Annotated in this window: 17 protein-coding genes and 5 tRNA genes; 12 read left to right on the forward strand and 10 right to left on the reverse strand. The window is 70.3% G+C overall.

All coding sequences use genetic code 11. From position 1 onward, the window contains the following. Positions 1-14: 14 nt before the first annotated feature. On the reverse strand, positions 15-200 hold the full coding sequence (locus tag HNR23_RS13640) for a DUF397 domain-containing protein (protein WP_343070555.1): 186 nt from the start codon (positions 198-200) through the stop codon (positions 15-17). After that, positions 200-994, reverse strand: a complete 795-nt coding sequence (locus HNR23_RS13645; protein ID WP_184075948.1) for a helix-turn-helix domain-containing protein — start codon at positions 992-994, stop codon at positions 200-202. Before HNR23_RS13645 ends, HNR23_RS13640 begins: the two co-directional genes overlap by 1 nt. Before the next feature lie 235 nt (positions 995-1,229). Here HNR23_RS13645 and HNR23_RS13650 point away from each other — a divergent pair, with 235 nt between their 5' ends. Continuing rightward, complete coding sequence (locus HNR23_RS13650; RefSeq protein ID WP_184075949.1) at positions 1,230-1,502, forward strand: hypothetical protein; 273 nt, start codon at positions 1,230-1,232, stop codon at positions 1,500-1,502. Between the two features lie 139 nt (positions 1,503-1,641). Here HNR23_RS13650 and thrS read toward each other — a convergent pair whose 3' ends face one another. After that, positions 1,642-3,615, reverse strand: a complete 1,974-nt coding sequence (thrS, locus tag HNR23_RS13655; protein ID WP_184075950.1) for a threonine--tRNA ligase — start codon at positions 3,613-3,615, stop codon at positions 1,642-1,644. Positions 3,616-3,903: 288 nt separating this feature from the next. Here thrS and HNR23_RS13660 point away from each other — a divergent pair, with 288 nt between their 5' ends. Continuing rightward, entirely contained in the window at positions 3,904-5,112 is a 1,209-nt protein-coding gene (locus tag HNR23_RS13660) for an FAD-dependent monooxygenase (RefSeq protein ID WP_184075951.1), read from the forward strand. Positions 5,113-5,216: 104 nt separating this feature from the next. Here HNR23_RS13660 and HNR23_RS13665 read toward each other — a convergent pair whose 3' ends face one another. Further along, on the reverse strand, positions 5,217-5,387 hold the full coding sequence (locus HNR23_RS13665; RefSeq protein ID WP_184075952.1) for a hypothetical protein: 171 nt from the start codon (positions 5,385-5,387) through the stop codon (positions 5,217-5,219). On the opposite strand from HNR23_RS13665, the gene HNR23_RS13670 reads away from it, so the two are divergent. After that, complete coding sequence (locus tag HNR23_RS13670; protein ID WP_394353774.1) at positions 5,380-5,637, forward strand: PGPGW domain-containing protein; 258 nt, start codon at positions 5,380-5,382, stop codon at positions 5,635-5,637. The two genes, HNR23_RS13665 and HNR23_RS13670, sit on opposite strands and share 8 nt — an antisense overlap. Before the next feature lie 272 nt (positions 5,638-5,909). Here HNR23_RS13670 and HNR23_RS13675 read toward each other — a convergent pair. Further along, positions 5,910-5,983 (reverse strand) — tRNA-Val (locus HNR23_RS13675). Positions 5,984-6,429: 446 nt separating this feature from the next. Here HNR23_RS13675 and HNR23_RS13680 point away from each other — a divergent pair. Then, positions 6,430-6,849, forward strand: coding sequence for an SsgA family sporulation/cell division regulator (locus HNR23_RS13680; protein ID WP_184075953.1), 420 nt, complete (start codon positions 6,430-6,432; stop codon positions 6,847-6,849). 284 nt (positions 6,850-7,133) lie between these two features. Here HNR23_RS13680 and HNR23_RS13685 read toward each other — a convergent pair whose 3' ends face one another. Continuing rightward, a complete protein-coding gene (locus HNR23_RS13685) occupies positions 7,134-7,976 on the reverse strand; it encodes an aminotransferase class IV (protein ID WP_184075954.1) in 843 nt (280 codons plus the stop codon). 420 nt (positions 7,977-8,396) lie between these two features. Here HNR23_RS13685 and HNR23_RS13690 point away from each other — a divergent pair, with 420 nt between their 5' ends. From HNR23_RS13690 to HNR23_RS13710, 5 genes are all read left to right on the forward strand, one after another. Then, entirely contained in the window at positions 8,397-8,828 is a 432-nt protein-coding gene (locus HNR23_RS13690) for a roadblock/LC7 domain-containing protein (protein ID WP_184075955.1), read from the forward strand. 184 nt (positions 8,829-9,012) lie between these two features. After that, positions 9,013-9,085: transfer RNA gene (locus HNR23_RS13695), tRNA-Gly, on the forward strand. Positions 9,086-9,129: 44 nt separating this feature from the next. Further along, a tRNA-Gly gene (locus tag HNR23_RS13700) sits at positions 9,130-9,202 on the forward strand. Positions 9,203-9,247: 45 nt separating this feature from the next. Continuing rightward, positions 9,248-9,322 (forward strand) — tRNA-Cys (locus HNR23_RS13705). Between the two features lie 12 nt (positions 9,323-9,334). Beyond that, positions 9,335-9,408 (forward strand) — tRNA-Val (locus HNR23_RS13710). 98 nt (positions 9,409-9,506) lie between these two features. On the opposite strand, the gene HNR23_RS13715 is transcribed toward HNR23_RS13710, so the two are convergent. Then, complete coding sequence (locus HNR23_RS13715; RefSeq protein ID WP_184075956.1) at positions 9,507-10,973, reverse strand: potassium/proton antiporter; 1,467 nt, start codon at positions 10,971-10,973, stop codon at positions 9,507-9,509. Between the two features lie 108 nt (positions 10,974-11,081). On the opposite strand from HNR23_RS13715, the gene HNR23_RS13720 reads away from it, so the two are divergent. Next, positions 11,082-11,858, forward strand: coding sequence for a universal stress protein (locus HNR23_RS13720; protein ID WP_343070556.1), 777 nt, complete (start codon positions 11,082-11,084; stop codon positions 11,856-11,858). 79 nt (positions 11,859-11,937) lie between these two features. Beyond that, positions 11,938-12,765, forward strand: coding sequence for an alpha/beta fold hydrolase (locus tag HNR23_RS13725; RefSeq protein ID WP_184075957.1), 828 nt, complete (start codon positions 11,938-11,940; stop codon positions 12,763-12,765). A 133-nt stretch (positions 12,766-12,898) separates the two neighbouring features. Here the strand turns inward: HNR23_RS13725 and HNR23_RS13730 are convergent, their stop codons facing one another. Together HNR23_RS13730 and manA are read right to left on the reverse strand one after the other, a co-directional pair. Beyond that, the gene (locus tag HNR23_RS13730) at positions 12,899-13,270 is read right to left on the reverse strand and encodes an FKBP-type peptidyl-prolyl cis-trans isomerase (RefSeq protein WP_184075958.1); all 372 of its coding nucleotides are present in this window, start codon (positions 13,268-13,270) and stop codon (positions 12,899-12,901) included. Between the two features lie 129 nt (positions 13,271-13,399). Continuing rightward, positions 13,400-14,593, reverse strand: coding sequence for a mannose-6-phosphate isomerase, class I (gene manA / locus HNR23_RS13735; protein WP_184080295.1), 1,194 nt, complete (start codon positions 14,591-14,593; stop codon positions 13,400-13,402). Between the two features lie 432 nt (positions 14,594-15,025). Here manA and HNR23_RS13740 point away from each other — a divergent pair, with 432 nt between their 5' ends. Continuing rightward, entirely contained in the window at positions 15,026-16,399 is a 1,374-nt protein-coding gene (locus HNR23_RS13740; protein WP_184075959.1) for a GntT/GntP/DsdX family permease, read from the forward strand. Here the strand turns inward: HNR23_RS13740 and HNR23_RS13745 are convergent. Continuing rightward, positions 16,383-17,123, reverse strand: coding sequence for a FadR/GntR family transcriptional regulator (locus tag HNR23_RS13745; protein WP_184075960.1), 741 nt, complete (start codon positions 17,121-17,123; stop codon positions 16,383-16,385). The two genes, HNR23_RS13740 and HNR23_RS13745, sit on opposite strands and share 17 nt — an antisense overlap. Positions 17,124-17,165 lie beyond the last annotated feature (42 nt).

Consider the following 17,165-nt stretch of genomic DNA (forward strand, 5'->3'; position numbering starts at 1 on the left):
CCCCTGATGAAGCTCTATAGGATCTCCTCGCGAGCCGCAGACAGGAACGCAGCAAACTCGCCTGCGGAGAATTCGAGCATCCCGTTTTCGCGGTACCAGGTGTCTCGGATGGCAGTGACCGATCCCTCTGCCACCTCAACGCAGTTCTGCCCCATCCCGCCGTCCGTGTAGCTGGACGTGTGCCATTTCATGGATCTCATCAGATTCTCTCTTCCAGGAATTGGATAGAAGCCGAGGGGCTCAGAGCTTCCGCTTGCACCATGTTGTAGGTGGTGCGGAGAAACTCGACACGTTCGGTGTTCGATTCTATGAACCCGCCCACGGCCGACTCCACGTGCGCGATAGACCGCCCATCGGGCAGACACATGACTCTGAACGGAGGACACAACCCTGGCGGCCACGCCACGGGCAGCGCCACCTGGAACCGGATCGTACCTTCCTCCCAGAGCTCGACTATCCGCTTCCTTTGGTGCTTTGTGATGCTTTCGTCGCCAATGACCAGTTCCACGGCCGGCTGCTCGACGATGAACCACAACAGAGGCCTGCTCCCCTTGACCACATCGAGCCGCTGCGTCCGACGCTGGACGATCTCTTCCACCTGCTCAGGCGTCCGGTGGACCTGACGTGCACTGATGAGTGTCCGCGCATAGTCGGGAGTCTGCAGCATGCCAGGGATGAGGCATGGCTGATACTCCAAGATCTGCCGCGCACGTCGCTCCTGAATCAGGACGTCGCGCCACCACGAAGGCTCACCACGCGTATCCCGGATCTCCTCCCAGAGGAACAGCAGCGCGCCTCCTGTGGCAAGCTCTGTGTCCAACCTTTCCGCTTGATCACCATTCGGCGTCCGAGTCCCCTTTTCGAATGCCCCGATGAGCTGGCGGCTCATCTGCGTCGCCCTACCTAGTTCTCCTTGTGTTTTCCCAGCTTGTTCGCGCCATCGCCGAAGTTCGGCACCCCAGCGCTTCCATGACCCGACTCCCTTGTCCTCCATGCTCCAAAAATGACACAAGGAGGACACAGGAAGCCACCTATTCCACCAAAGGATAGGAAGGTGTGGCTTCCATGGCAGATCAGCGCCCGCAGCCCGATGCTTAAGCCATGCCCAGCCGAAAGGGCAGGAAAAGGAGGCGGCGGACCATGATCCGCACCCGATTGAGGAACACGAACTCGGTGCGCCCCTATGTCACCGGGATGCACCTGCACAGCACCCGCTACCGGGGGCCGCGATGACCGGGACGCTCATCACGAAGAAGTCGGACATCCCCGCGTCCGGGCGGCTGGGGGTGTGGCAGGGAGGGGAATTCTCCTGGTACCCGCATGATGCGCACGAGGGCTACTACTACTGCCAGATCCTCGGCGACGGCGGCGACGTGGTCTGGCGGACCACATTCGACGGGCGATTCCTGCGGGAACTCATCATGTGGAAAGTCGAGCGGGGACTGTTCAGGCGCCGGTGCGAGCCGTTGCACACCACACAGCAGGTGACACGCGACCGGTAGTAGGCCTTCCCCTCCCCGGCATTTTCCCGGGTGTCCGGGGATCTCCCCTGAACGGATCGGGGATCTTCGTTCGGGGTCGAGATGAGGGGGCGCGCGGTTGGAGGCGCGCCCCCTCTTTCGATGTTCGGTGTCCTGCGGGCTACGTGCGCTCGCGGACGGCGGTGACGATTTCGGCGATGGCGTCGTCGACCGGCACGCCGTTGTTCTGGGAACCGTCGCGGTAGCGGAAGGACACGGCGCCCTTGCCGATGTCGTCGTCGCCGGCCAGGAGCATGAAGGGGACCTTCTGCTTCTGGGCGTTGCGGATCTTCTTCTGCATGCGGTCGTCGCTCGTGTCCACCTCGACGCGGACGCCCTCGGCGCGGAGCTTCTCGGCCACCTTCTCCAGGTGCGGGATGTGCTCGTCGGCGATCGGGATGCCGACCACCTGGACCGGGGCCAGCCAGGCCGGGAAGGCTCCGGCGTAGTGCTCCAGCAGGACCGCGAAGAAGCGTTCGATCGAGCCGAAGAGCGCGCGGTGGATCATCACCGGCCGCTGCCGGGTGCCGTCGGCCGCGGTGTACTCCAGCTCGAAGCGCTTGGGCTGCTGCAGGTCGACCTGGAGGGTGGACATCTGCCAGGTCCGGCCGATGGCGTCCTTGGCCTGCACCGAGATCTTCGGGCCGTAGTAGGCGGCGCCGCCCGGGTCCATGACCAGTTCGAGGTTCTGGCGCTCGGCCGCCTGGCGCAGGACCTCGGTGGCCTCCTCCCACTCCTCGGGCTCGCCGATGAACTTGTCGGACTCACCGCGGGTGGACAGCTCCAGGTAGAAGTCGCTGAGCCCGTAGTCGCGCAGCAGGTCCAGGACGAAGTCGAGCAGGGTGTCGAGCTCGCCCGGCATCTGCTCCTTGGTGCAGTAGATGTGCGAGTCGTCCTGGGTGAAGCCGCGCGCCCGGGTCAGGCCGTGCACCACGCCGGACTTCTCGTAGCGGTACACGGTGCCGAACTCGAACAGCCGCAGCGGCAGCTCGCGGTAGGAGCGCCCGCGCGCCTTGAAGATCAGGTTGTGCATGGGGCAGTTCATGGCCTTGAGGTAGTAGTCCTGGCCCTCGAACCGCATGGGGGGGAACATCGCCTCGTCGTAGTTGGGCAGGTGCCCCGACGTCTCGAACAGCTTGGCCTTGGTGATGTGCGGAGTGTTGACGAACTCGTAGCCCGCCTCCTCGTGGCGGCGCCGCGAGTACTGCTCCATCTCCTTGCGGATCACCCCGCCCTTGGGGTGGAACACCGCCAGGCCCGAGCCCAGCTCGTCGGGGAAGGAGAACAGGTCCAGCTCGGCTCCGAGGCGGCGGTGGTCACGCTTCTCGGCCTCCTCAAGGAAGGTCAGGTACGCCTTGAGCGCGTCCTTGCTCTCCCAGGCGGTTCCGTAGATGCGCTGCAGCTGCGGGTTGAGCTCGCTGCCCCGCCAATAGGCCGCCGCCGACCGCATCAGCTTGAACGCCGGGATGACCTTGGTGGTCGGCAGGTGCGGGCCGCGGCACAGGTCCTTCCAGCACAACTCGCCGGTGCGCGGGTTGACGTTGTCGTAGATGGTCAGCCCGTCGCCGCCGACCTCGACACCCGCGCCCTCGGCGGCCTCGCCCGCGCCGCCCTTCAGCCCGATCAGCTCCAGCTTGTAGGGCTCGGTGGACAGCTCGGCGCGCGCGTCCTCATCGCTGACCGCGCGGCGATCGAAGCGCTGGCCCTGCTTGATGATCTGCTGCATCTTCTTCTCGATGCTCTTCAGGTCGGCCGGGGTGAACGGCTCGGCCACGTCGAAGTCGTAGTAGAAGCCGTTCTCCACAGGCGGGCCGATGCCCAGCTTGGCCTCGGGGAACAGCTCCTGGACCGCCTGGGCGAGCACGTGCGCGGTGGAGTGCCGCAGGATGGCGCGGCCGTCCGCGGAGTCGATGGCGACGGGCTCGACGACGTCACCGTCGGCCAGCTCGTGGTAGAGGTCGCGCAGCTCGCCGTTGACGCGGACGGCGATCACGGTGCGCCCATCGGCGTCCAGCGCCTGCCCGGCCGTCGTTCGTGCGGCCACCACACGCTCGGTTCCATCGAGGGTGACACGCAGCTCAGGCACGGCAGACACAGTGACTCCTTCAGAGCACATCGGGGATGTTGCAAGACGTGAGTGGAAAATGTGCCGGAACGCTGCCGCGCGGGCCGCCTCGAAGCGGCCCGGGGACGGTCTCCGACCCCACCAATAGTACTTACTGCGATGGGGGATCCCACGAGTCCTTTTCCGCCTCCCGGGTCCCGCACCCGCCGCGCGGCCGGAGGAACCGCCCCGGGACGGGGTGCCATCGGGGCCGCGCCGGGGTATGGCAGAAGCCGGGGAGTGACACGGGGTGGGATCGCACGATTCTAGGGAGGTTCCGTGCGGATCGTGGTCGTGGGCGCCGGCATCGCGGGGGTGACGCTGGCGACCGCTCTGCGCGACAGCGGAGTCGAGACCGTCCTGCTGGAGCAGACACAGGACATCGCCCCGGTGGGCGGCGGACTGCAACTCGCCCCGAACGCCGCCCGCCCGCTGCTGCACCTGGGCCTGGGCCCGGATCTCGCGGAGGTCGGGGTGCGGCTGGAGAGCCGGGACATGCTCCACTGGGCCGACGGTGCCCTGGTGCACTCCACCCCCATGGGCTCCGAGTTCGAGAAGCGCTACGGCGCCCCCTTCTACACCCTGCTCCGCTCCGACCTGCACGGAATCCTGCTGGACGCGGCTCCCCCCGGTTGTGTGCGGCGGGGACGTTATGTCACCGATGTGCTGGAGAACAGCGACGTGGTGACGCTGCGGTGCGCCGACGGCCAGGAGGTCAACGGCGACGCCGCGATCGGAGCCGACGGCGTGCACTCCTTCATCCGGTCGCTGCTCAACGAGGAGCGGCCGCGTCCCGGCGGCCGGGTGATCTACCGGGGGCTGATCCGGGCCGACCGGCTCCCCCGGCGTCTCACCGAGCCCCGGATGCGGGTGTGGATGGGATCGGACCGGTACTTCTCCTGCTACCCGGTGTCGGGCGGGCGGACGATCAGCTTCAACGCGCTGATCCCGGCCCGGGGCAACCACCCGGAGTCGTGGACCGCGGCCGGGCGGATCGACGACGTCGGGCGCGCGCTGGGCGGCTGGCACGCCGACGTGCACACCCTGCTGGCCGCGGCCGAGTGGATCGGTGCGTGGGGGATGCAGGACCGCGCGACGGTCCCGGTGTGGCACTGCGAGCGCGTCGCGCTGATGGGCGACGCCGCCCACCCGACTCTGCCGTTCTTCGCGCAGGGCACCAACCTGGCGGTGGAGGACGCCGTCGTGCTCGCCGAGCGCCTGCGCCGGTCGACGGCGTTCACGGTGGGCGGGTCGCTGGCCGCCTACGCCGAGGTTCGCCGCCGACGGGTGGAGCAGGTGCACGGGAGCTTCCTGGCGGCGCTGCGCTCGCTTGCGCGTGCGGACAGCGAGGTGCGCCGCGAGATGCTCGCCGAGTCGGAGATGGCGACGGCGGACTGGATCTACGGTTACGACGCCGAGCGGGACGCCCCGGTGGCCGGCCCCCCGGTGGAGGGGGCATGGAGCTCCGGGGACGCCCGTCCGCCGTAGAGGGCGCGGTGTGACGGAGAGTACGGGATGTGTGGCTCGCTGATCCTTGGGTAAAAGATTCCGGTCCGCGCCCTCTGATCGAATGACCAGGTCAGCGGGGGCGGCTAGGGTGACCGCATGTCACCGAGTTCCCCGAGCACACTGACCGGAACGGCGGATCCGGCCCCGGCGACATCCCCCTCCCCTTCGGCTTCCCGGGTGGACGCGCCGCCGCGCCGGAGATCGCGGCGGTGGCGCAGATCGCGCGCCTGGGCGCGGATCTGGCGGATGCGCATGCACTCCCACCCCGCGCTGCGCTGGACCTGGCGGATCTCCGTCGGTGTCGTCGGCACGGTCGTGCTGATCGCCGGCATCATCATGTGCGTCACTCCCGGTCCCGGAATCGGCGGGATCCTGCTGGGGCTGGCGATTCTCGCGACCGAGTTCCGCTGGGCGCGCGGCCCGCTGCGGCGCGCCCGCCGCTGGGCGGTGAGCGCCGCGGACCGGGCGCTGGAGGCGAAGCGGCGGCATATGGGCCGCCGTTGAGGCACCTCCACCCCTTTTCAGAATTCGGTCGGCCTCTATCGCGAACACTGCACCGACCAGATCCGAACGGCCTGCCGGTCGGCCCGAAACCGCCGCCCGTACCGCCCACCGCACCGTCCTTCACTCCGCTGACCAGCGACGAAACCGCGTCGGCCGCCTGACGTACGGCGGAATCGGGCCCCGCATCCCCCGCCGTTCCGGGCAGAGCCGACCGAGCCGATACCCAACGAAAAAGGCCGACTCCCGGAGAATGGAGTCGGCCTCTCAGCAAGTGGGCGATACTGGACTCGAACCAGTGACCTCGTCGGTGTGAACGACGCGCTCTAGCCAACTGAGCTAATCGCCCTGCTGTGTTGGCCCCGCCTTGCCCTGCGGGGCGAACAAGTAAGACTTTAGCGCATTCGACGGGGTGGTTGACGCGCCTTCCGCTCCCCAGGAGGGGTCAGGCGCTGTGATCGACGTCTCAACGCGCGGTTCGCCGGGCGGCCCCAGAGCACGCACAACGTGAAACCCCCTCTGCGGCGGGGAGTCTGGATGCCGGGCGGGCACGGGGCACACCCCGACCCCCACCATGCGTGACGCGGGACACAGATCATCCGGAAATTCCTGGTTTCCCCAGCTCATTACAGTGGCGGAGGATCGGAGTAGCTGTGGCGACGATGCCCCCTCGCGATCCGAGCACGAAATCTTCTGAGGTTTTCCGCGTCATAGGTCTGGACCGGACGCGTTGGAGCGGGTGACGGCATACCGACCCGCACATCGCGGGGCCGGACGAGAAAAGGTACGGCGAACATGAACAGTAGCGGCACCACTGCCAGCGCCGAGCTGGGCCTGCGGCTCGTGGTCCCCGACCGCACGGCGGTCCCACTGGTCGCGCGGCTCGACTACACCGCCGATGACCCCTACGCCATCAAGGTGGCTTTCCACACGGGCGAGGACGAGCCCGTCGAGTGGATCTTCGCGCGCGAACTCCTGACGGTGGGCATCGTGCGCCCCGTCGGCGAGGGCGACGTGAAGGTCTGGCCCGCCCGCGGCGAGAGCGAGCGCACCATCAACATCGCGCTCTCCTCCCCGTTCGGACAGGCGGAGTTCGACGCCCCGGTCGCGCCGCTGGCGGAATTCCTGCACCGCACGTACGAGATCGTGCCTGCCGGCCAGGAGGGCGACTACATCGACCTGGACTCCGAGATCGAACGACACCTCTACTCCTGAGGCGTCGGTCGCGGCCACGCCGCGACCATTCACCTGACCCCGCCGGGTCTCCCGGACTGCACGGACCGTACGCGCAACCGACGGCAACCGGATCAGCACCCTCAGGACCCACCACGTCCGAAATCAGCAAGATACGGACAGGTTTCCGGTCGGTGGTTTACCCCCCGGCCAGGGACCGAAACCCGCGACGCGCGGGAATCGTAGAAAGATGCCGCGGCTCGTCGAGCCGCGGCATCTTTCTTCCGCGCCGATCAGAGACGGCGACCGACGTCCCGCACCGCAGGTCACGGGTCCAGGTCGGAGGCGGCGCGCTCGGTGAACACCTCCTGGACCTTGGCCGTCACCGGCCCCGGGGCAGCGGGGAGCACCCGGTCGCCGATCGCGCGGATCGGCTGCACGTCGCGGCCGGTGGAGGTCAGGAACGCCTCGGAGATGTCGGCCAACGCCGACATCGGCACGTCGGCCTCCTCACCCCCGGCCCACTCCAGGACCAGCTCGCGGGTGATCCCCGCCAGCGGTCCCGCGGACAGCGGCGGGGTGACCAGCCGCCCGTCGAGCACGACGAAGATGTTGCTGCCGGTCCCTTCGCACAGGTTCCCGGCGGTGTTGGCGAAGATCGCCTCTCCTCCCCCGCGCTCACGCGCGTACTCCAGCGCCATCACGTTCTCGGCGTAGGAGGTCGTCTTCATCCCCGCGAGCGCCCCGTTCTCGTTGCGGGTCCACGGAACCACCGCGACGTCGGTCACCGGCTCGGAGGGGCCCATCGGCCCGATGGCCACGACGCAGGTGAGCTCGCCCCCCGTCCGCTCGGACCCGAGCGGACCGGGCCCCCCGGTCACGGTGATGCGGATCCGGGAGGACGGCACGTCCGGGTTGGCGTCCAGCGCCTGGCGCACCCCGTCGGCGATGAGGTCGAGGTCGGGCTCGGCGAGTCCGATGCCCGTGGCCGAGCGGGCCAGCCGACGCAGGTGGCGGCTGAGGGCGAACGGCTCCCCACCGATTCCCTTCACCGTCTCGAACACACCGTCACCGACCGTGATCCCGTGGTCCAGCACCGGAATCCGGGCCTCGTCGGCGTCGACAACGCGCCCGCGGCCGAAACCGGCCCCGGCGATCCACACCCGCATCGTCCTCATCCCCCTCGCTGTGGCTGTATCCCTCATCGTGGCTGACCTTCTCAGCCCCGATCCTGCCACCTGCGCCGCGACACGCGCAGACCGCAGCCCGCCCGCGTCGCAGCGGTGCCGCGCGAGGCGGCTGTGCGCCGGGAGGCCGGGCACAAGTCCCGTGACCGACACCGGCCGTTTCCTTCTGGAGGGCGCTCACGGATGGATACGGTAACGACGCGGCCGGTCATCTCCACTTCCGTCCGCCGACGCGCCACACCGGCCGACCAGGAGAACCGGACACATGTGTTACGAATGGCTATCATCTGGGCAACGCTTATGGGAGCCCCGTATGCACGGAGCCTCTCGGTGGGCCATGTGTGGGCTGGTCCGGCCGCAGGCGCCGGGCGCCCACCCGGACGAACACAGATCAAGAGAGCTATGACCTCACAGAGCACCGCACCTGGCGAACTGAGCTGGTTGCTCGATGACCTGCTCACGCGCGCGCAAGGCACGCAGCATGCCATCGTGCTGTCGACCGACGGACTGCTGATGGCGTCATCCAGCAGACTCGACCGATCCGCCGCCGAACACCTCGCGGCCATCACCTCGGGACTGCACAGCCTGGCCGGGGGCGCCAGCAAGCAGTTCGGCGCCGGCGGCATCCGGCAGAGCATCATCGAGATGGACGAGGCCTTCCTGTTCGTCGCGGCCGCCGGAGAAGGCGCCTGCATGGCACTGGTCTCCGACACCGAGTGCGACGTCGGCGCCGTGGCCTTCGAGATGCACAAGGTGATCGAGCGGGTCGGCGAGTACCTGTCGGCACCGCCCCGCCCGGACATGCCCACCACACCCGCCCGGGTGGAGCGCTGACCCGCAGTGGTGACGCGCCCGCGGCGGCTCCCCGTGGCACGGCCCGTCCCGCGGGCGGGCCGTGCGCAGATCACGCCGCCCCGATGCGGATTCGATTTCGCGCACGCGCCGACATCCGCTAGAGTTCTAAACGCAGCGAGGGGGCAGCACCCCGGGGAATCCGGAGCCGCCGAACCTCCTCCGCGCGGACGTGGCTCAGCTGGTAGAGCATCACCTTGCCAAGGTGAGGGTCGCGGGTTCGAATCCCGTCGTCCGCTCGCAGTAAACACCATATGGTCGCGGGGTATCCGCCCCGTGGCACGCGGACGTGGCTCAGCTGGTAGAGCATCACCTTGCCAAGGTGAGGGTCGCGGGTTCGAATCCCGTCGTCCGCTCGGAGGATGGCCGCATGGGTTCACTCACGGGCCGGCGCGGTTCGCGGCGGAGTGGCCGAGTGGCTTAGGCAAGGGACTGCAAATCCCTGTACACGGGTTCGATTCCCGTCTCCGCCTCCACGCTTCGCATCGGCGCGGTTAGCTCAGTTGGTTAGAGCGCTACCTTGACACGGTAGAGGTCACAGGTTCGAATCCTGTATCGCGCACAGTTCGCATTCGGTGATGCCCTCCCCGTCGGCGGGGAGGGCATCACCGTTTTCCCGTTTTTCCCATCGCCCTCGCGCCGCTGCCCTGGACCGACCTCCTACTGCCGCGCCTCGCCCTTCGCCCACGCGGTGACGAGCTTGTTCGCGTCCGGGCGGCGCGGCATCGCGACGATGAGCAGGTCGCCCTCGCGCACCCGGGTATGCGGCGTGGGCGCCAGCATGTGGCTGCCGCGAACGACCGTGGTCACCAGTCCGTGCGGGGGGTTCAGGTCCGTCAGCCGCTGCCCGATGATGTACAGCCCCGGCGTCACGCGCACCTCGACGAGCTCGGTGTTGACGTCGCTGATGGGCACCTCCTCGGCCACGGGGGTCAGGGTGTGGTCGCCGTCGGTCAGCCCCAACCAGCGCGCGACCGTGCGGATACTCGCTCCTTGGACCGCCGCGGAGACCAGGACGATGAAGAAGACCACGTTGAAGATGAGCGCGCCGTCGGGGTGGTCGGCGACGAAGGGGAAGGTGGCCAGCACGATCGGCACCGCGCCGCGCAGGCCGACCCAGCTGACGAAGACGATCTCGCGCCGGCTGTAGCCGAACCACACGAGGCAGAGGGTGACGGCGACAGGGCGCGCCACGAGGACCAGGATCACGCTGATCGCGAGCGCGGGACCTGCCACGCCGGGCAGCTGGGAGGGGAAGACCAGCATCCCCAGCATCAGGAACAGCCCTACCTCGGCGGTGTTGGACAGCCCTTCGTGGAAGGTGCGGATGCCGCGGCGGTGCAGGGGCACGCGTGCCCCCACGAGCAGCCCGGTGATGTAGACGGCGAGGAAACCGGACGCCCCCAGCAGCGCGGCCAGACCGTAGGAGAGCGCCGCGATCCCCAGGGCGAGGACCGGGTAGACGCCCGCGGGACCGAGGTTGACCCGCGTCAGCAGCCAACTTCCGGCCAGACCGGTCAGGGCGCCCACGGCGATGCCGCCGCCCAGCTGCACGACGGCGAACAACGCCCAGTCGCCGGGGCCGGGAGCACCGTGCCACGTGGCGAGGAGCCCGACCGTGAGCATGATCGCGATCGGGTCGTTGGCACCCGACTCCACCTCCAGCAGCGACGCGATCCGACGCGGGAGAGGCGCTCGGCGCAGCATCGCGAAGACGGCGGCCGCGTCCGTCGAGGCGACCACCGCTCCGATCAGGAAGGCGGTGAGGGGTTGGACGTCCAGCAGCAGGTAGGTGCCCCCGCCCAGGACCACTGCGGTGATGACCACGGCGACGGTGGCCAGTAGGAATCCAGGTGCTGCGGCGCGCCGGATGTCGCCCGGTTTGGTGGTCAGTCCGCCCTCGAACAGGATGAGGAGGAGCCCGACGGTCCCTCCGATCTGGGCGATCTGCGGATCGTCGAGGGTGACCCAGCCCAGGCCGTCGTCGGCGATGAGCATGCCCAGCCCCAGGAAGAGCAGGAGGCCGGGCATGCGGATCCGGTTGGCGAACCCCGCGGCTAGGATGGCCGATATCAGCAGGAGTCCGGTTGCCAGAACCCATCCGTCAGCAGGCAGCTGAGCTGTCATTACCCCCCTTGGCAGGCGGTACGGTGCGTCGGAGGGAGTTTATCGGTGGCGCCTGAAAGGGGTTTCCGCCGCTTTCGACGGCGCGCCGCAGCGGTGGCCCCATCGACCGTGACCCGCCTTTTGGTGCCGCTGGACGGCTCCGCCGAGGCGCTGGCGGTGATCGGTCCGGCCCTGCGCATCGCCAGGACACTGCAGGTTCCCCTGGAACTCATGACGGTCCACGACCCCGTGCGGGGCGAGTGGGCCGCCGACATCGACGAGGTCGCCGCCGGCATCGCCTACGAGCACGTCGAGGTCTCCGTGGTCGGCACGGGATGGGCGGGCGATGTGATCGTCGGCCTGGTGGCCGACCAGCCCGGCACGGTGGTGTGCATGGCCACGCACAACCGGGACCGGCTGACGCGCATGGTCGTGGGGAGCGTGACCGAGCACGTGCTCCACCACGCCGCGGCCCCACTGCTGATGGTCGGCCCGGGTCACCTACCGGAGCCGGAGGACAGCGGCTACGACCGCGCCCTGGTGTGCCTCGACGGCGGACCGCGCGACGAGTTCGCCATCGCCGTGGCCGAATGCTGGGCCCGTCAGCTCAAGCTGGAGCTGGAGCTGGTCCACGTCACCGAGTCGTCCGGCGTCGACGGCGCGACGGCACGCCTGTCCCGGATCGCCGAGCGCCTCCAGGAGAGCGGCCGGGCGGCCGCTGCCACGGTCCTGACGGGGACGCACCCCGCCCAGCGGCTCACCGAGCTGATGGCCGAACGCCCCAAGACGCTGGCGGTGCTGGCCAGCCACGGCCGCGTGGGGCTGTCCCGGATCGTTCTCGGGAGCGTGAGCTCCAAGGTTCTGCAGGCCAGCCCGCTCCCCCTTCTGCTCACCCGGGCACCGTGACCGGTCGGGCACGGGGTCTCACGCCGGCCTGAGGACGGGTCGTATCGCTCGCCGGTCGCATCGGGTACATCTGATAGTCATGGACAGGACACGCATCGTCTACGAGCGCGGCGGCAGCGGGTCGCCGGTGGTGCTGCTGCACGGGCTGGGGCACCGGCGCCAGGCCTGGTACCCGGTGATGGGGCCGCTGATGGAGCGGCACGAGGTCTACGCGCTGGACCTGCCCGGGTTCGGGGACTCCCCGGCACCGGACGGGGGGCGCGCCTATGATGTGCCCTCGCTCGTGGAGGCGGTGCGGCGGATCTGCGCCGACCTCGGGCTGCGGCGGCCGCACCTGGTCGGCAACTCGCTGGGCGGCGCGATCGCGCTGGAGCTGGGTGCCGCGGGCGTGGCGGCGTCGGTGACGGCCCTGTCCCCCATCGGCTTCAACGGGCGGCCCGCCGGGGCCGGGGCGCGGGTGCTCGCCCGCGCCGCCCAGCTGGCGGCGTTCGTCCCGACGCCGATGCTGCAGGCCGCGGCCGACAGCCCGCCGGGGCGGGCACTGGCGCGGCGGATGCTGCGCGGTGAGGTGTCCGACCCGGCCGACCGCCACCTCGCCTTCGACGCGCGCGCGATCGCGGCCGGGTCGGCCTATGTGCGGCTGGCTCCGTACGCGGCCGCCTACACGTTCTCGGCTCCGGAGGTCCCCTGCCCGGTGACGGTCGCCTGGGGCGACCGCGACCGCCTGCTGCCGCCCAGCGGTGCCCGCCGCGCGCTGCGCAGGATTCCGCACGCGCGCCAGGTGGTGCTGCTGGGGTGCGGGCACATCCCGATGTCCGAGAGCCCCCGCATCGTGGCCGCGGAGATCCTGCGGACCATCGGCGACACCCGCTCCCGGGGCGGGTTCCTGTCTCCGCCTCTTCGTTGAACCAATAGATCTCGGGGATACGGTTCGAACTCCCGGCGAAATTCCCTCCGCTTCGCCGAGGTCAACGGATGAGGGGGTGGGCAGGGAGGGGGCTCCGGTCGCCGCCGGAGGCCCCGCTCCGCTCGCGGGTCGGTTACTTCACGCCGACCAGGTCGACGACGAAGACCAGGGTCTCGCCCGGCGCGATGGGGCCGATACCGCGGTCGCCGTAGCCGAGGTGCGGCGGGATGACCAGGCGTCGGCGGCCGCCGACGCGCATGCCCATGACGCCCTGCTCCCATCCGGCGATGACCTGTCCGGCGCCCAGCTCGAAGCGGAGCGGCGCGCCGCGGTTCCACGAGGCGTCGAACTCCTCGCCGGTGGAGTGGGACACGCCGACGTAGTGCACCTCGACCTCGGAGCCGTGCCCGGCCTGGGTGCCCTCCCCCACGGTGATGTCGGTGGTCTGCAGCTCCGCCGGGGGCGGGCCGTCGATGAAGTCGATCTCGGGACGCTCCAGTGCCATGTCGCTACTCCTGTCGGTGATCTTGAGACGAACACCCCAGGGTATCGGCGCGCGGAGCGGTGGGATGCGCTACGGGCCGCTGTTCGCCCACAGCACGGGGAAGAGCGCGAGAAGGGCCGTGCGGTCGGGTCAGTCGCCGGTGGTCGCGGCCACCAGGTGACCGCTGCCGCGCACGGTGATGCCACCGGTGTCGGCGGGGACGAACACGGATTCGCCGCGGTCCAGGGTTAGGCGCGTGCCGTGCGGGGTGTGCAGCTCGGCGGAGCCGTCCAGGGCGAGGACGATGGCGGGGACGCCCCCGGGAAGCCGGGAGTCGATGCGGCCGGGGCCGAGCACGGCGAGGGCGAACTCGCCGACGCCGGGCCGGAACTCGGTGTGCCCGTCGGTGCTGAGGGCGGGGCTGTAGGGGACGGGCAGGACGGAGAAGTCGACGACCTCCAGCAGCTCGGGGACGTCGACGTGCTTTCCGGTCAGGCCGGCGCGCAGCACGTTGTCCGAGCTCGCCATGACCTCGACGGCGGTGCCGCGCAGGTAGGCGTGGACGTTTCCGGCCGGGAGGAACAGCGCCTCGCCGGGCCGCAGGGTGATGCGGTTGAGCAGGAGCGCTGCCACGGCCCCGGGGTCACCGGGGTAGCGCCGCGCGAGTTCGATGACGGTGCCGCTGTGCCGTCCGGTGGCGATTCCGGCGGCGGCGCGCTCCTCGCACTCGGCGATGAAACCGCCGACGAGCCGTTCCCGGTCCGCGCACGGGAGGGTGAGAACGCGGGTGAGGGCGGCGCGCAGGGCGCGGTGCGGGTCGGGGGCGGACAGGTCGACGCGCAGTGCCCCGGCCAGCTCGCTGGTGAGCCCGTCGAGGTCGGCGCGGGCGTCGGCCGGGTCGCGGAACCCGCACAGCGCCTCGAAGGGTTCCAGGGCGAGCACGAGTTCGGGCTTGTGGTGGGGGTCGGGGTAGTTGCGGTGGTGCGCGTCCAGCGGGATACCGGCGGCTTCCTCGGCGGCGTACCCGGCGCGGGCGCGGGCGGCGTCGGGGTGGGCTTGCAGGGAGAGGGGGGCGTCGGCGGCGAGCACTTTGAGCAGGAAGGGCAGGCGTTCACCGAACCGGTCGACGGAGTGGGCGCCGAGGATGTCCTTGGGGGCGGAGGAGATGAGGTCGTCGAAGGTGGTCCGGCCGTCGGCGGTGCACAGCATGCTGGGGGCGCCGTGGTGGGCGCCGAGCCAGAGTTCGGCCTGTGGCCGCCCGTCGGGTTCCCGGCCGAGGAGCCGCGGGATGGCGACGGTCGATCCCCACGCGTACGGGCGTACTTGGTTGGTCAGCCTGTGCATCCGCTCTGTTCTTCCCATCCCCGCCTCGCTGGACCATCGGAGCCCACAGTCTCGTGGACGGGCCATCGCCGTGTCGGCAGCGGCACCGCCACCGGAGGGGGTGGTGCCTGCTCTACCACCACCGGTCCCGGCTGCGTGTTCCGGCGATGTTACTGACTGGTTTATCTGGAATCCCGTTCCGCTGTCCAGTTCATGGTGTCAGGGCGGGGGAGGCCGCGCCTCCCGGTCGGTCCGCCCGCACGGCGGTGGAGGCGGCTGATCTGCGGATAACAATTTCGAACGGGGCGGATCACACCGGTTCACAATGGTATTACCATTACTTCTCATGTGCCCCTGAGCACAGCGAACGCGCGTCGTCTCCCCCCGCCTGCGCGCCCCGTCCCTCGCTCCGACCGAGCCGTCCGCGGCCCGCGCCCTTCGGGAGGCAAGTACGTGGAAACCATCGAACCGGCCTACGGCACCGGGCCCCTGCTACTCATCGCCGCCGGGGCCGTGGCCGTCCTGCTCTTCCTCGTGATGCGGGTGCGCCTGCACGCCTTCGTCTCGCTGACGCTGGTCAGCCTGCTGGTGGCGGTGGCCACCCGGATCCCCGCCGACGAGATCGTGCCGACCCTGCTCGACGGCTTCGGCGGCACGCTCGCCGGAGTGGCCCTCCTCGTCGGCCTCGGCGTGATGATCGGCCGCCTGCTGGAGGTCACCGGGGGCGCCGCCGTCCTGGCCAACACGCTGATCCGGGCATTCGGCGAGAAGCGGGCGCCGCTCGCGCTCGGCGTGGCCTCGCTGCTCTTCGGCTTCCCGATCTTCTTCGATGCCGGGCTGATCGTGATGCTGCCGATCGTGTTCAGCGTCGCCCGCCGCCTGGGCGGATCGGTCCTGGTCTACGCGCTGCCCGTGGCCGGCGCGTTCGCCGTCATGCACGCCTTCGTCCCGCCGCACCCCGGGCCGGTGGCCGCCGCCGACCTGCTCGGCGCCGACATGGGCACCACCCTGGTCGTCGGGCTGCTGATCGCCGTCCCCACCTGGTACCTGGCCTCCTACCTGTTCGCGCTGTCCACCGGCCGGCGCTTCGAGCTCCCGGTACCCGACGACGTCCTGGGCGCGGGCGGTGCGCAGGACAACCCGCCCCGGCTGGGCACCGTCCTGGGCATCCTGCTGCTGCCGATGCTGCTGATCTTCTGCAACACCGGCCTGACGACGCTCGCCACCGTCGGGACCGTCGACGGCGACGCCGACTGGGTGCGCGTGCTGGTGCTCCTCGGCCAGACCCCTGTCGCGCTGCTGATCACCGCGATCACCGCCATGGTGGTGCTGGGCCGGGGCCGGCACCCGCGCGAGCGCATCGAGCAGATCAGCAACGAGGCGCTGGGGCCGGTGTGTTCGATCATCCTGATCACCGGCGCCGGCGGCATGTTCGGCGGGGTGCTGCGGGCCGGCGGCATCGGCGAGGCCCTGGCCACCAGCCTGGAGTCCACCGGGCTGCCGATCATCGTGGCGGCTTTCGTGGTCGCCACGGCGCTGCGGGTGGCGCAGGGCTCGGCCACGGTGGCACTGACCACCACCGCAGCGCTCGTGGCGCCCGCGGTCGCGGCGACGAGCGGGCTGTCCACCCTCGACCTGTCGCTGATCGTGATCGCGATCGCCTGCGGCTCCACGGTGCTCTCCCACGTCAACGACTCGGGGTTCTGGCTGGTCGGCCGGTTCCTCGGGATGGACGTGCGGACCACGCTGCGGACCTGGACGGTGATGGAGACGCTGATCGGCGTGGTCGGCTTCGGCTTCGCCTTCCTGCTCAGCCTGGTGGTGTAGCGCCCGGGTCGGCCTCGTCCAGGGCGGCGACGACCTCGCTGACGATCGCGTGCATGGCGGTCTCGGCGACGTCGGGCAGGCCGTCGCGGATGGCCGAGGCGACATGGGCGTGCAGGCGCAGGGCGTGCGGGCGGGGCCGGTGCGGCATCAGCCGGTAGGCGGTGCGGCCGGTGAGCACCTCGGCGACGACGTCGGACAGCCCGGCGAACATCTCATTGCCCGAGAGCCGCAGGATGCGCCGGTGGAACTCGATGTCGAGGTCGAGGAAGGCATCCAGGTCGCCGCGCTCGCCCGCCGCGGCCATCCGCCGGTTGACCTCGGCCAGCTCGGCGCGCTGCGCCCCGGTGGCGCGGCGGGCGGCGGCCGCGGCGGCGGGCGGTTCGATCGCGGCCCGCAGCTCGGTGAGTGAGCGCAGCTGCGCGATGCGGCCGGGGCCGGCCAGCCGCCAGCGGATGAGCCGGGGGTCGTAGACGCTCCACTCCTGCGGGGGGCGGACGCGGACACCGGTGCGGGGGCGGCTGACGACCAGCCGCATGGACTCCAGCACCCGCACCGCCTCGCGGGCCACGGTGCGCGACACCCCGTAGTCGCGCACCAGGCGTTCCAGGGTGAAGACCTGGCCGGGCTCGACATCTCCGGCCGCGATCGCCGGCCCCAGCTCCGCCAGCACGCGGTTGTGCAGGGTTCGGGCGGACGGGCCGCCGTGGTCGGCGTCGGCGCTCATGGGGCTCCTCGCTGCGGCCGGCCCCGGTCGTGGGCACCGGGG

Origin of the sequence: Nocardiopsis mwathae (assembly GCF_014201195.1) — a bacterium.
GTDB classification, from domain to species: Bacteria; Actinomycetota; Actinomycetes; order Streptosporangiales; family Streptosporangiaceae; genus Nocardiopsis_C; species Nocardiopsis_C mwathae.